This window comes from Dyadobacter diqingensis (assembly GCF_024220585.1).
In the GTDB taxonomy this organism is placed as follows: Bacteria; Bacteroidota; Bacteroidia; order Cytophagales; family Spirosomataceae; genus Dyadobacter; species Dyadobacter diqingensis.
In genome coordinates this window covers 42,652-55,865 of sequence record NZ_JAMXKF010000011.1, presented here as the reverse complement: position 1 = coordinate 55,865, position 13,214 = coordinate 42,652, and the positions used below count along the sequence as shown (strand labels likewise).

Below are 13,214 nucleotides of genomic sequence, written 5' to 3'. Positions count from 1 at the left end.
TGAAGAATTAAGAATAATCACCCCTTCCGAGGCTTTTGCTCTTTCATAATATTTTGTCGTGTCGTGATCTGAATAGAGCCCAGGATTTTTATCAGCTCTTCACAATCTGTTAGCATTGAATCAAATACCTTATCGTCCAGACAGCCGCCAGCACGCAGAATCCTCAACCAGTATCTGGTTTCTCTTGCTTCCTTGAAAGCTATGCCAATTTTTACTGCAAATTCCTTCTTTGTAAACCCACCGGTCGCCTCTTCGATATTAGCGCCGATAGCGGTACCACTTCTTAAAATCTGATCCGCAACAGAATAAATACGGTGGTGTTCCAACAGCCATTTATACAGCTTGAATATTCTGACGCCATAGTCAAATGACTTGACCCTGATTATATTTTCCTTTTCCATATCAATAAAGTGTGTGTGACATAAGCCCGTTAGGGCGGCAATTCCGGAGTTTTACCTATTCTTTATTTTCAATTCTTCATTCTTAATTAATAATGAAGCCCCCTCAGTCAGGTAAGCCGATCCGGCTGTGACGACCTCCGAAATATCTTCCAGACCATTTTTGATCAGGACATTTTCTCCGTCCAGATATCCGATTTTTATGGGAATCCGTTTTGCTTTCCCATGATTATTGATAAAAACAAAGGCGTTTTCACCGTTTCCTTCAATCACCGCCTCAACCGGAATAACCGCATAATTTCGGCTTTGAGAGGGAATCAGGTTCACTTTTGCATACAATCCGTTGGCAAATCTCTTTCCAGCCGGGTTAATTTTCACCTCAATTTCATATAGTTTGCTGGCAGGGTCCGCCGACTGGGCCAGGTTACTGATTGTTCCAGAAAATGGTTCGTTTGGATACGCATCCAGAGACACGGAAGCCTTATCTCCCATTTTTATTCTTGCCCAGTCCTTATCAGAAACTCCGACCCGCACCACCCAGTCGTTTTTATGATTCGAAGCCAGTAAAAAAGCAGGATTATTGGCTCCGATCAATTCTCCTTCATTAATCATTTTCTGCGTCACAGTACCGTCAATCGGTGAAATAATTTTGGCATATGACTGGTTGAACTTTGCAATTTTTAGATTTTGCTGCGCCACTTCGTGCCCCGTCGTGGCATTTTGTAATTGCTCCAAAGTGGCTGCGGTATCGCGCACCATGTTCTGGATACGTTTCATATCACGCTCCGATTTGTCGGCAGAAAATTGCGCCTGATTCACCTGCGCATCGATTTCCGTTAAGTCAAGTGTAGCCAGAAGCTGACCTTTACGCACAGTTTGACCTTCCTTTACATATACTTTGTTAATCACCCCTCCCACTTTAAAAGCCAGTCGCGCCTCCTCTGAAGATGCAACCGTCCCGGCAACACGGATTGGCTCGGAGCGCTCTGACTTATCGACTTTTGTCACTTTTACAGGAACCGAATCCTTTGCCAAAACCTCTGTTTTTTGTTCAGTCTTCTCCTTTCCACAGCTCGTTTGCAAAAGCATCAGTGCCAGAACGGAGGAAATATGTATGGTCGTTTTCATTTTGTTTCTGTTAAAAATCATTGATACTTGTCAGTAAAGCGTTCAAAGAAATAATCAGGCATAGAGGAGAATAATACTTTGTGTCAAGGCTTGCGAAAAGTGATTTTTTGACTTTCTTGAAAAACCCGACATATCTGAAATCGCCAATGGCTCTAATGAAAAAAATGGCAGTGATAACCCAGAGCCCTTTGCTGTCGACCCAGTTTGGAAGAGGTAAAACAAACAAGCCTATTTTGTGTAAATGCAAAACAGCCATCGCTCCGAGTCCTGCTGCCACAATCAATGTGCTGAATATATCCGGTTTCAGGACTTTCTGACCGCCCAATTCAGGCAAAGCAGCGGCGGCCCCCCATTTCCCACCAAAAGCCCAATAGACGTGAATGGCACTGATGGCTGTAAGAATTGTGAAATTGATTAGTCCAAAAATCATGGTTCAGCAGTAATTTTATCCAACATCGATTTTTTGATAAGTACATCGTATTTGGTGATAGATTGCTGCAATTGTGCCGTTAACACATCATTTTGCGCTTTGATGTATTCCAACAGCAGAACATTCCCGTTGCGATACCGGCTGTCAATTAATTTGAAATACTGACTTGCATTTACGAACCCGTTTTCGGCTGCTCTTTGCGATTCCCGCGTAGAAGCGAGATCATAAAAAGCCTGAGTGGTTTGCAGCGCGATCTGTTTTTCAACTTCATTCTGTTTGGTTTTCAATAAATCAGTCTGGATTTTAGCCTGCTGAATTTTCGATTTTCGTTCAAAACCTTTAAACAGATCCCATTGTAACCCAACCTGCCCAACCGCATATTGCTGGTCCCTGAACGAGTAACCATAACCCTGAAAACCAACATTTCCACCTATAAAAACAGCAGGGCGGTAAGCCGCTTTTTCTTGTAAAGTGATAGCCTGACCAGCCGCCTGAATGGAAAAATCCAGCTGTTTCAGTTCCTGCCGGTTAGAAACCGCCTGGGCCGTGAGTCCTTGCAGATCCGAATTAATTTCAACACCCAGTGTGGTACTTTTAACCAGCAAGGAATCTACCTGTATCGCTCTGGTCAGCTCATTATTCAGCAGAAAATTGAAATAAGCCTGCGCAACCTGTGTATTCTTCGAAGCTTCGGTTCGCTGCTGAACGAGTTTGCTGACTTCATACTCCGCAGAAAAAACAGCGTCTTTCGTCATCACATTATTAGCAACCAGTTTCTTGTTTAACCTGAGCAGCTCGTCCAATACCTTTCCGCTATTATCAAGGATTCTTACGGCTTCCAGTGTTTGCAAATATTGGTAGTAGGCCGTCTCAATGGAATAACGCAGTTCATTTTCGACCACCTGCTTTTTAGCTTCCTGCGCAGTAAGCAAACTTTTTTGTATCAGATAGTTGTATTTTATTTCCGGGTTATAGATAGCATATTGCACGCTCACTTTCGTATCATGGAAGTTTGTCGGTGCCAATAAAATATCTACATTTTCGATGTTGGTGGGGAACTGGTCTTTACCAGTCAGCTCATTTAACGACTTATAAGCCGGGTTCAGAAGATCACCTACCGGAAAATTCAGACGGCGCCCGCCAGCTGCTATGGAATAGGTTGGCGCAAAAGTAAGATGCGGATAAAAAAGCGCTTTTGCCTGACGGATTGCCTCAGCAACCTTTTGAATTTCCAGTGACTCCTGTTTCAGCGACAAGTTATTTCGCAGACCTTCCTGCACATAACCTTCGAGGATGGTGGAATTTTGAGCCAGTACAATTCCCTGACACAGGGTCAAAAAGAGTAATAAAAGTGTTTTATTAATCATAGATCATTTAATAAACAGTGTTTAGTCAAAGGGCAAATTTTTTTAGTTGCCAATTTTCCCCAAATGTGTATGCTTAAAATCATCGCCGTACTTTAATCCGTAACCAAATACTCTGTCCATGCAGGAGTGGCCAAATAATATTACTCCCGCCAGCATCAGAGGCTGGCTGGCCAGCATGAATCCGGCTGAACCTATCACAATGCCCAGGCCTTTGTGATGAACGAAATTGTAGGCCGCAGCCCCAACGCGGGAATTGACCATATATCCGAGCATACTGAGATCCGGCAGCAGGATCAACGTCGGGTACAACCACCAGGCATATTCCAGTTTGCTAAAAAGGAATATGGAGAAAATCCATTCAGCAGCATCTTCAAGTTTTAATAAATTTTTCATGGCTAAAAGATGTTAGAATCTGCATTTGATCATCTCGACAAATAACTTGAATGATTCTTCGATCCGCTCCATTTCACGGTTATCCTCAAACATGCTCATCCGTTTTTTTAGATAAATGGTGATCAGGCCATGCATAAAACTCCAGATCGTCAGGGATGAATTTTCAATATCCTCTGTATTTTTGAAATAGCCCGCGTTTATGCAGTCGCCGATTACAATTTTCAAAAACCCAAAAGAGGTCTGTCCGTCCTCCCACACCTCTTCACGGCAGGCCAACGTCTCCATCGGTGCTTCCATGATAAACATCAGGTCGTACAATTCAGGGTTTTCAATTGCGAACTTGATGTACTGCCGACCGAGCGCTACCAACCTTTCAAATGGATCCGTTACAGCAGCTACTACTGAAAACTCCGCCATCATTTTTTGAAATGCATCTTTATGCAAGGAAAAGAACAACTCGTTTTTATCCTTATAATACAGGTAAATCGTTGCAGGACTGTATTCTATGGCTTCTGCGATGCCTCTGATACTCATTTTTTCATATCCCTGGGTAAGGAACAATTTCCGTGCTGCCTGCAAGATCAAATCCCGCATTTCTTCCCGCTCTCTTTCCTTCCGCTCTGTGATTCCCATGTTTCATTTTTATTTACATGACAAATGTAATAAACAGTGTTCATTAAAAACAAATCGTTTAGTAATTTTTGGATGAATGGTTATATTTTGGCGATGAACTCTATTTTCGATGGATTGAATTTGTTCATGAATTGAAATCCTTTTTCATAAATTGAAATCCTTTTCACGGATTAAAATCCGTGGCTACAAGATCGGTCGTGCCGATGGCACTGTTTCGTTCATAGATTGCCGTAGGCATGGCCGATTTTGTAACCGTGGATTTCAATCCACGAAAAACAAGAAATGCCCATTCCCACAAAGTAGAAACAGGCATTTCTTCAAAACAAATATTAAGTCCTAGCTTTGTTTAACAAGCTGTATATTAGCAATCAACTTCACATCTTCCCCGATCAACAGTCCTCCTGTTTCGGTCAGCTGCATATAATTCAGTCCAAATTCCTGGCGGCTCAATATCCCGACAACCTCAAATCCCAGACGAATATTTCCATCGGCATCGCGTTCAGTTCCACCGTATTCGGCATCAAGCTCAATGGGTTTGGTTATACCTTTCAAAGTCAGTAAACCTGAAAGCTTGTAATGGTCACCCTTCGCCTTATGAAAATAATTGGACTGAAATGTAATATGCGGAAACTGGTCAGCGTCGAAAAAATCGGCCGATTTCAGGTGCGTATCGCGCATATCCTGGTTTGTATCGATACTATCCACATCCAGTGAAAAGTGAATCTCAGCATTTTCAAAGTCGTTCAGATCAGACGTTGCTCCTCCTTCGAAATTCTTGAAAGAACCTGTGATTGTAGAGATCACCAAATGTTTAATTTTAAATTGTACATCAGAGTGTACCGGGTCTACTATCCACTTTGTAATTGCCATAGGAATAAACTTTAAATTTTAAAATGATCCACGGACGGATATCCCAAACCGTCGGACTGGTTACCTACCTGGCAGAAATGAATCAAAATTATGCCATTTCCTGCCTTCTTGTATTGGAAAACGGAAATCTAGTAAAATTAGGTCACGTCTCAAAGAATTTAATTTTTCTCTAATCTGTACCGGCTTACTGTCAATCAAAATCAATTTAACATAACGTTCCCCAAATAAATTATAATTAAAATAAGTTCTTCTGACACAGTTCGATACCAGACCTTATATCTGGCACAATTGTTTATAAATCGATGTTAAGAAAATTTTAAAACTGGTTTCCACACCTGATTTCCACCAATAAAGCTTTCTATCTTTACTAAACTTTACTTAAACGGTTTTTACATGAAAATGAAGGGACGTAGCATATTTACTTACGATGTATATGCGCCCACAACAATAACAACAATGCTGCGCCCGAGGCGTCAGGAAGGGCAGTCCATTATTAGCGAGGGGTTTAAAATCGACCCGGCTATCCCATTTTCAGAATATACAGATATTTACGGAAACCCATGTCAGCGTGCCATCCTGCCGGTTGGGAAAGTTACAATCAGCACCGAGGTTGAAGCGCAGGTTAATCCGACCAAAGTAATTCCTAATCCGGCCCCGCCATTTATGCTCGTTGGTGACTTACCGGATGATGTGATGCATTACATTTTACCAAGCCGTTATTGTCAGTCTGACCTGCATGAAATTAACATGCTGGCGATGGAAATTGCCGGAAATCTCGTTCCCGGATATGAACAGGTTGAAGCCATACGCAGCTGGATCCACAACAACGTGACTTATCAGTACGGGATGACCGACGCCAGTACAACCGCGCTGGACCTGGCCAGGAACCGCATTGGTGTCTGCCGGGACTTCACGCACCTGGCCATCGCACTTTGCAGAAACCTGTGCATCCCAACCCGAATGACGGTTGGATACCTTGATAAATTAAAGGATATGGACCTGCATGCCTGGTTTGAAGTATACATCGGAGGTGATTGGTTTACTTTTGACGCCGTTCAGGAAAAAACGGAAGGTTACCGCATTGAAATTGCTCACGGCCGCGACGCCGCCGATGTTGCGATGGTGACCCAATACGGCAATGCAACTTTACAGTCTTTACATGTGGAAGTAGAGCTTCTTGAACCGGAGCCTCAGCAAGCCAATAACCAATAACTTACAATCCACATCCAACAGAAAAGCCGGACATTAAAATCCGGCTTTCTGCATTATATGTTGATGAAATTCAATTAGCTGATAACACCAAGTTCCTTGCCAATCTTGGTGAACGCGGCCACAGCTTTTTCCAGATGGTTCTGCTCGTGACCTGCCGAAATCTGTACCCGAATACGTGCCTTGCCCTGCGGTACCACCGGATAGAAAAACCCGATTACATAAATTCCCTCGTCCAGTAATTTCGCGGCAAACTGTTGTGCCAGTTTCGCGTCGTATAACATAATCGGAACAATAGGGTGCTCGCCCGGAAGGATATCAAAACCAGCTTTGGTCATTTCTTCACGGAAATATTTTGTGCTGTTTTCAAGTTTGTCGCGAAGTGCCGTTGAACTCGTAAGCAGATCAAGTACTTTGATAGATGCGCCAACAATCGATGGCGCCAACGTATTGGAGAACAAATACGGGCGTGAACGCTGACGAAGAATTTCAACAATTTCCTTTTTCGCAGCCGTAAACCCTCCCGACGCACCACCCAATGCTTTTCCATAAGTACCGGTAATGATATCGATTCTCCCCATCACATTACGGAATTCATGCGTACCACGACCAGTTTTACCAATAAACCCGGAAGCATGACATTCGTCGATCATCACCATCGCCGAATATTGATCAGCCAGGTCACAGATTTTATCAAGCTGCGCGATAGTCCCGTCCATCGAAAAAACGCCATCCGTCACGATCAGGATACGACGACTTCCCTGTGCATCTTTCAGTTGTTGTTCAAGATCTTCAAGGTTATTGTGCTTGTAACGGAAACGTTTTGCTTTACATAAACGAATACCATCAATCAGCGAGGCATGGTTTAATTCGTCCGAAATAATTGCGTCCTGCTCCCCAAGCAACGGTTCAAAAACGCCGCCGTTTGCATCAAAGGCAGCTGCGTATAAAATGCAATCTTCCGTACCTAAAAACTCAGCAGTTTTACGTTCAAGTTCTTTGTGGATATCCTGGGTTCCGCAAATAAAACGAACCGAAGACATCCCGAAACCGTGTGTGCGGATTGCGTCAATACCGGCTTCAATCACATCCGGGTGCGACGACAGCCCAAGGTAATTGTTGGCGCAGAAATTCAAAACTTCTTTACCATTTTCTGTGGCTATCTGCGCAGCCTGTGGCGTCACGATAATGCGCTCCGTTTTATAAAGTCCGGCCTCTTTGATTCCGTCAAGCTCGCCCTGAAGTTGTTCCTTAATATCTCCGTACATGATAATTTAATTTGGATGAATAAATGAGAAGACTAGCTTCTGACGATTTCATATTTCTTTCTCAATTCCTGGATCATCTCTTCCGTCATCTTGTCCAGCGAATAAGCCGGGCGCCATCCCCAGTCTTTTCTGGCTTCCGAGTCATCGATTTCTGACGGCCACGATTCCGCAATCGCCTGACGGTAATCAGGATTATAACTGATTTCAAAAGCAGGAATAATTTTCCGTATGCTCTCGTATATTTCTTTTGGAGAAAAACTCATACCCGCCAGATTATAACCCGTTCGGACACTTATTTTTTCAGACGGAGCTTCCATCAAACGAACCGTCGCGTCCAGCGCATCGCTCATATAGATCATCGGCAAAGTCGCATCTTCTTTCAAAAAGCAATCAAAATGCTCGCCCTTTACTGCTTTGTGATAAATATCGACAGCATAGTCCGTCGTTCCTCCACCCGGCATCGACTGATAGCTGATAATACCCGGATACCGCAGCGAACGAATATCCATTCCATAACGGTTGAAATAATAATTCGACCAGTTTTCACCGGCAGCCTTACTGATTCCATAGACCGTAGACGGATCCAGGTAAGAAAACTGATCCGCAGAACCATGCACATGCGCCCCAAAAACGGCGATGGAGCTTGGGTAAAATATCTTTTTCACACCCTGTTCACGGGCTACTTCCAGTACATTGAAATAAGTCTGCATATTGATCTGCCAGGTATTCAAAGGATCTTGCTCCCCTTTTGCAGACAAAATTGCCGCCAGATGATAAATCTGGGTTATTTGATGGCGTTTTACGATTTCCTGTAAAGCTTTGCCATCTGTCGCATCAAGCACTTCAAAATAATCCTGTCTGTCCGGATTTACCCGCAGGTCAGAAGCAATCACTTTGCTGTCACCATAAATACCACGCAAATATTCCACCAGCACCGATCCGATCTGGCCATTTGCTCCGATAACTAAAATACTTTCAGATTTCATTTTACAAGGCATTTATAAAGTATAAATCACTTGCAATTTTGCATTTTAAGATAATATTTTAAACAATTACGTTTCATTTCAATAAATATTATTGCATATTTATCAATCAAAAGAAAAATTTACTTTTTACAGATATTCTGTTTTATAAAAGCAGGAAATATTATGCCACCATGGAAGAAATAGATAAAATCGACACAAAAATTTTGCGGATTTTACAGAAAGATGCAAAAAAAACGACAAAAGAAATAGCGACGATCCTGAATCTTACCATCTCCCCGATCTATGAGCGCATCCGAAGGCTCGAAAATCTGGGTTTTATAAAACAGTATGTTGCCATACTGGATAAAAAACTGATTAACAGGCCCATTACAACAATCTGCCAGGTATCCATGCGTTATCATAACGAGGCATTTATCGAAAAATTTGAGCAGGAAATCCAGAATCTCGACGAAGTCCAGGAATGTTATCACATGGCCGGCCAGGTTGATTTCCTGTTAAAGATCAATGTGAGAAGCCTCGACGAATACCACGACTTTGTCAAGTACAAACTGTCGAAGATCGACAACATCGGCGTTTTGAACAGCACCTTCGTTTTAAAGGAAATTAAACATACTTCTGAGTTCTACATCTGATCGGTGGTTAAACGCAGAGTTCGGGGAGTTTTTCGCAGAGTTTTAGGAGTTATGATTTCACTAGGTCATTAAACCGCGCGGCGTCCGCTCCGTGTCCTCTGCGCAAAACCGGGCGGCGGCCGCTCCCTTACTCTGCGTTTAATAAGATAGTTTCGCGGCGTGCCCGGAGTTATAATTTCACCAAATCATAAAACTCCTGAAACTCTGCGAAAAAATCCCTTTGCTCTGCGTTTAACCTCCCCTATCGACAATATAGCTAAAAGAAAAACCCGAAGAAGAATCTCCGGGTTTTCAAATTGGGACATAGTAACTTCACTATGTTTGGGTGGACGACACTATAAGATCTATTATTATAAATTTCTACGTGCTACGTTAAAAGTAAATGTTTTACTGCCAGCCAAACCGTTTTTTGTAATTCCCTGTATTACGACTCTGTAACGCCCCGACTGATCGGACGTATAAAAACTCAGCTGTGATTTTCCCTGTGCATCGGTTGTTACATCCGGTGCCCAGTGCAAAAGGTTCCTGAAATCCGGTATCCGGCTTTGCATATTGGCCGGCGTATCATATTTCGGGGCATAAAATTCACGTTTCACCTGCGGACCTTCATAAGGTATCACCAGAATACGCGGATCCAGTTCAAATCCGGCCAGATCTCCGCGATAAGTTGACAGACTGACGACTCCTGTAAACACCGCACGCCCTAAATAGTAACGCGCGCTCATCAGTTCTATCTTCTTAACTTTCAACGGATCGAAGGCCATAATCTTATCCGTATTAAAAATAGGTATACCATCCAGCAAAATCAAAGGATCTGTATTAAAAAATGTTTGAGGGAACAATTTATCCATCATCACGAAGTGGAATTCCTTCTGTCGCCTTCTCACCATCACCCCGCGAACGTATTCCCGCATGACCTCTTCCATGGTGGGAAAACGCGTGTAGTCGTCAAGAATGTACTTTTCGTCGGGTCTGCCGAAGAATGCGAGAGAATCCGGCGACACATATTTGTTTTCCCGATACCATTTTGGCAGAAATGCGTTCGTCGTCTGCATATTGACCGAACGTACCAGCAACTGGTTTTCAAGATTTTTGTCAAATTTGAAAGAAGATAACCCGGAACTTAAAGGCTGTTTGGAAAAAGGATTGGCTACTTCAAAACGATAGGTGCTGTCGGTACGAAGATCTGTCTGGATTGTGAGCTCCTTGGGACCAAAAAATTCTTTCACTTCAAAACGAACCTCGCCTGCACTATTACTCTTGGCAAAATACAGTCTTGCGGGCGCATCAGGAGCAGCCAAATAAGTTTCTTTATCTTTCACAGGAGCGCCGGTGATGGTGCTAAAAACTTTTCCGAAAATAAAATGTCCGTCAAATTCCGGAAGATTTGGAAATGATTTGGGAGAATCTTTAAAAACATCATCCCATTTGAACCTGCGCCAGCCATGGGTTAACATCAGGTTATCCACATCTGCATCCACCTCCTTGCCGCGCTGAACATAATACTCAGGTGATTCGATATTGCCTTTCAAATCTGAACTCAGGTATAAATAACTTCCGATGTTCTCATGATCCTCTGCCCGAATGGAATCAGTCAGGTAAACAGAAACCGATAAATTCGCCAGCTCTGCAACACCAGCATCCGAGCTTGTGCTCAAATCCATCGTGACTTTATCCCGCGTTGCATACTCCTCCTTACCTGCTTTACCTTCAATGATCAGATTTTTGGCAGGACGTTTGAAATAAAGCCGCTCACAAACCGGATTACCCGCATTGTTAAAAATTGAAATATGGCTGATTCCGTCTCCGATCTTGCTTTTGTCAATGGTAAACACAGCTTTTCCTTCAACAACCGCCTTTGTTTCAGTATACCGGTTTTCCTGCCGTGTATGTGTCAGCAAACTCACACTGCCGGAACCCGGACTTGCCGTTACAACCACACCGATCTGATCGGCAGACAAGTCTCTCACCTGCATCACATAACCCTGCTCCTGTATCTCAGGCAACGAATACGTCCCGACAACACCCTTCTCATCTTTGATCAGGATTTTATACGTTTCTCCGGTTAAGGGTTTGAAAGTAAAATTCCCAATCCCAAATTTCTTTGGCTCAAACCTGACAATCGTATCATTGTTCTGGCCTATCAGGAAACCCTTGAAGTTTATACCTTTCCCATCATTGGCGATTCCGCGGAACCCAACTTTGCTTTCAATATTTCTGACCAGATGACCGCCTTCAGGGAAAAATTGAATATCATAAATCACTTCGCGTTTTTCATCCGGATCCGGGTCAAACTTTACAAATGGATTAACAACCGATATCGAGGTTTCAAAGAAATAATCAGAACTGAAATTTTTCATCCAGTTGGTATAACACCGAACCTTGTAATTGCCGCTGACAACCGAAGAAGGCAGCACAAGCGAACCATTTCCTTTCCCGTCCAGCAACGAAAATTTGGTTTGCGCCACGGCGTTCAGATCCTTATCCATCACTTCCAGATAGGCGATCTTGCTGAGGTCGATAAAACGGTGTGTGCCTCCGTTAAGGTTATAGGCCTTGAACCACATGGTTTCACCCACCAGATAAAAACTCCTGTCAAGATGCAGGTATAACTTTTCCTGTACTGCCCGCTGGCTGTATTGCTGAAATTTCTGCACAATTCCCGCCCCTGCGTTATCCTGCGTCTTACCGGTAAATGGCAAAGCAAGAAACCCGAGTAAAATCAACAGGAAGTTTTTATAGTTCACCGTTTCCTTGAGTGTTATGGTATTCATCATTCCCAAAATGAAGGTTTAGTAGTAACGCCGCCCTGTACGCGGCAGTCTGCACAATAATCGCTGGTCACAAGTACCGAGTCGAACCGTGCACCTGTATAATTCATTAACAACGAACTGGTTTCCTGTGCTTCAGGTATTGACAAAGTATCCGGTTCAATACATCCTGGATAAACGCCCAGACGCGGTGTCAGGAAAATTCTTTTTTTCTGTTCAACAGATGCACTGAAATATCCAAAGACCAATTCCTGACCATCAGCCGTATTTTTAATATTTCCCGTAATCTGCGAGGGAAGCGGATCAAATAAGCTACCCGTGCCTTCCGTCGTTTTGGCCAGACTCGTCCAGTATTCAAACGCATCCTGGGTAAGCCCGTACTGTTTGACCAGAATACTGTATTTGATATAAAGCTTATTGGTAGAAGCAAGAACCGTGGTTAGTGGCAAATCCTTGATAATATCCTGTGAAAGCTTAATGGTTGATCCCAGTAAAATATTGCCCGATTTCAAGGTACGCCAGCAGAGATTGATATCATTCCGTCTGGTGATAATCTCCCTTTCTTTGTTTGCATTGGTAATCGCTTCAAGCGCCGAGTAATAAGCAGCCCGGTATTCCCAGGTTTCTTCAAATTTCCAGCGATAGAAACGGGTTTTGTTTGTGGCATCATGTGTATTGACCTGCATCACCATGGCATTCTGCCGCTCATCGAATTTTCCGGCGATACTATCAATCGGCGGGGTATTTTTTACCTCTACATAATCGGAAAGATATTCGCTCCCACTTACGGTTTTGATACGCAACCTGTATTTCACGGTTTTACTGAACGTTTGCGGTGGCAAAAAATACGAGCCGTTTCCCTTTTCAGTAAATGGATAGGTTAACCCATTCTCCTGTTCTACCACAACTTTCGCCTTAGGCTCCTTCGCTATCGGCTGTGTCGCATTCGTGTTTTGCGTATGGCTTAATTCAATCCAGCTGGTATCTGAGCCCACATTTAAAAACCCGTCGATTACCAGATACCCCTGGTCACTGTTAACTTCCGGTGGAGAAAAGGGTTCCACACAACTGTAAATAACGAACAGCAGTGTTAAAACCCCGATAATCCTTACGTATTTCTTATTCATAG

At 43.2% G+C, this 13,214-nt stretch carries 14 protein-coding genes; 2 read left to right on the top strand and 12 right to left on the bottom strand.

Annotation, left to right across the window (positions count from 1 at the left end; genetic code table 11):
• Positions 1-17 precede the first annotated feature (17 nt).
• The 8 genes from M1L62_RS24885 to M1L62_RS24850 all read right to left on the bottom strand — a co-directional run bounded on the left by M1L62_RS24885 (position 18) and on the right by M1L62_RS24850 (position 5,219).
• Positions 18-401: a four helix bundle protein gene (locus tag M1L62_RS24885; RefSeq protein ID WP_254562359.1), complete on the bottom strand. Its 384-nt coding sequence runs from the start codon at positions 399-401 to the stop codon at positions 18-20.
• A gap of 51 nt (positions 402-452) precedes the next feature.
• Positions 453-1,526, bottom strand: coding sequence for an efflux RND transporter periplasmic adaptor subunit (locus M1L62_RS24880; RefSeq protein WP_254562358.1), 1,074 nt, complete (start codon positions 1,524-1,526; stop codon positions 453-455).
• A 10-nt stretch (positions 1,527-1,536) separates the two neighbouring features.
• Positions 1,537-1,956 carry a DUF3995 domain-containing protein gene (locus M1L62_RS24875; RefSeq protein ID WP_254562357.1) on the bottom strand — a complete coding sequence of 140 codons (420 nt, stop codon included), beginning with the start codon at positions 1,954-1,956 and terminating at the stop codon, positions 1,537-1,539.
• Entirely contained in the window at positions 1,953-3,323 is a 1,371-nt protein-coding gene (locus M1L62_RS24870; protein ID WP_254562356.1) for a TolC family protein, read from the bottom strand. Before M1L62_RS24870 ends, M1L62_RS24875 begins: the two co-directional genes overlap by 4 nt.
• 42 nt (positions 3,324-3,365) lie before the next feature.
• Entirely contained in the window at positions 3,366-3,716 is a 351-nt protein-coding gene (locus M1L62_RS24865; RefSeq protein ID WP_254562355.1) for a DUF4260 domain-containing protein, read from the bottom strand.
• 12 nt (positions 3,717-3,728) lie between these two features.
• On the bottom strand, positions 3,729-4,349 hold the full coding sequence (locus M1L62_RS24860) for a TetR/AcrR family transcriptional regulator (RefSeq protein WP_254562354.1): 621 nt from the start codon (positions 4,347-4,349) through the stop codon (positions 3,729-3,731).
• A gap of 163 nt (positions 4,350-4,512) precedes the next feature.
• The gene (locus M1L62_RS24855) at positions 4,513-4,662 is read right to left on the bottom strand and encodes a hypothetical protein (protein ID WP_254562353.1); all 150 of its coding nucleotides are present in this window, start codon (positions 4,660-4,662) and stop codon (positions 4,513-4,515) included.
• Between the two features lie 23 nt (positions 4,663-4,685).
• Entirely contained in the window at positions 4,686-5,219 is a 534-nt protein-coding gene (locus M1L62_RS24850) for a YceI family protein (protein WP_254562352.1), read from the bottom strand.
• Positions 5,220-5,612: 393 nt separating this feature from the next.
• Between M1L62_RS24850 and M1L62_RS24845 the strand changes: the two genes are divergently transcribed.
• Positions 5,613-6,431, top strand: coding sequence for a transglutaminase domain-containing protein (locus M1L62_RS24845; RefSeq protein WP_254562351.1), 819 nt, complete (start codon positions 5,613-5,615; stop codon positions 6,429-6,431).
• A 74-nt stretch (positions 6,432-6,505) separates the two neighbouring features.
• On the opposite strand, the gene kbl is transcribed toward M1L62_RS24845, so the two are convergent.
• Together kbl and M1L62_RS24835 are read right to left on the bottom strand one after the other, a co-directional pair.
• Complete coding sequence (gene kbl / locus M1L62_RS24840; protein WP_254562350.1) at positions 6,506-7,696, bottom strand: glycine C-acetyltransferase; 1,191 nt, start codon at positions 7,694-7,696, stop codon at positions 6,506-6,508.
• A 32-nt stretch (positions 7,697-7,728) separates the two neighbouring features.
• The gene (locus M1L62_RS24835) at positions 7,729-8,682 is read right to left on the bottom strand and encodes an NAD-dependent epimerase/dehydratase family protein (protein WP_254562349.1); all 954 of its coding nucleotides are present in this window, start codon (positions 8,680-8,682) and stop codon (positions 7,729-7,731) included.
• A gap of 170 nt (positions 8,683-8,852) precedes the next feature.
• Here M1L62_RS24835 and M1L62_RS24830 point away from each other — a divergent pair, with 170 nt between their 5' ends.
• On the top strand, positions 8,853-9,314 hold the full coding sequence (locus tag M1L62_RS24830) for an Lrp/AsnC family transcriptional regulator (RefSeq protein ID WP_254562348.1): 462 nt from the start codon (positions 8,853-8,855) through the stop codon (positions 9,312-9,314).
• 350 nt (positions 9,315-9,664) lie between these two features.
• Here M1L62_RS24830 and M1L62_RS24825 read toward each other — a convergent pair whose 3' ends face one another.
• Together M1L62_RS24825 and M1L62_RS24820 are read right to left on the bottom strand one after the other, a co-directional pair.
• Complete coding sequence (locus tag M1L62_RS24825) at positions 9,665-12,091, bottom strand: hypothetical protein (protein ID WP_254562347.1); 2,427 nt, start codon at positions 12,089-12,091, stop codon at positions 9,665-9,667.
• A complete protein-coding gene (locus M1L62_RS24820) occupies positions 12,088-13,212 on the bottom strand; it encodes a DUF4249 domain-containing protein (protein WP_254562346.1) in 1,125 nt (374 codons plus the stop codon). Before M1L62_RS24820 ends, M1L62_RS24825 begins: the two co-directional genes overlap by 4 nt.
• Positions 13,213-13,214 lie beyond the last annotated feature (2 nt).

What these genes read in the sequence shown, in the direction of transcription:
- M1L62_RS24885 (WP_254562359.1), bottom strand. Translation starts at nt 401, where the DNA reads ATGGAAAAGGAAAATATAATCAGGGTCAAGTCATTTGACTATGGCGTC.
- M1L62_RS24880 (WP_254562358.1), bottom strand. Translation starts at nt 1,526, where the DNA reads ATGAAAACGACCATACATATTTCCTCCGTTCTGGCACTGATGCTTTTG.
- M1L62_RS24875 (WP_254562357.1), bottom strand. Translation starts at nt 1,956, where the DNA reads ATGATTTTTGGACTAATCAATTTCACAATTCTTACAGCCATCAGTGCC.
- M1L62_RS24870 (WP_254562356.1), bottom strand. Translation starts at nt 3,323, where the DNA reads ATGATTAATAAAACACTTTTATTACTCTTTTTGACCCTGTGTCAGGGA.
- M1L62_RS24865 (WP_254562355.1), bottom strand. Translation starts at nt 3,716, where the DNA reads ATGAAAAATTTATTAAAACTTGAAGATGCTGCTGAATGGATTTTCTCC.
- M1L62_RS24860 (WP_254562354.1), bottom strand. Translation starts at nt 4,349, where the DNA reads ATGGGAATCACAGAGCGGAAGGAAAGAGAGCGGGAAGAAATGCGGGAT.
- M1L62_RS24855 (WP_254562353.1), bottom strand. Translation starts at nt 4,662, where the DNA reads ATGCCTGTTTCTACTTTGTGGGAATGGGCATTTCTTGTTTTTCGTGGA.
- M1L62_RS24850 (WP_254562352.1), bottom strand. Translation starts at nt 5,219, where the DNA reads ATGGCAATTACAAAGTGGATAGTAGACCCGGTACACTCTGATGTACAA.
- M1L62_RS24845 (WP_254562351.1), top strand. Translation starts at nt 5,613, where the DNA reads ATGAAAATGAAGGGACGTAGCATATTTACTTACGATGTATATGCGCCC.
- kbl (WP_254562350.1), bottom strand. Translation starts at nt 7,696, where the DNA reads ATGTACGGAGATATTAAGGAACAACTTCAGGGCGAGCTTGACGGAATC.
- M1L62_RS24835 (WP_254562349.1), bottom strand. Translation starts at nt 8,682, where the DNA reads ATGAAATCTGAAAGTATTTTAGTTATCGGAGCAAATGGCCAGATCGGA.
- M1L62_RS24830 (WP_254562348.1), top strand. Translation starts at nt 8,853, where the DNA reads ATGGAAGAAATAGATAAAATCGACACAAAAATTTTGCGGATTTTACAG.
- M1L62_RS24825 (WP_254562347.1), bottom strand. Translation starts at nt 12,091, where the DNA reads ATGATGAATACCATAACACTCAAGGAAACGGTGAACTATAAAAACTTC.
- M1L62_RS24820 (WP_254562346.1), bottom strand. Translation starts at nt 13,212, where the DNA reads ATGAATAAGAAATACGTAAGGATTATCGGGGTTTTAACACTGCTGTTC.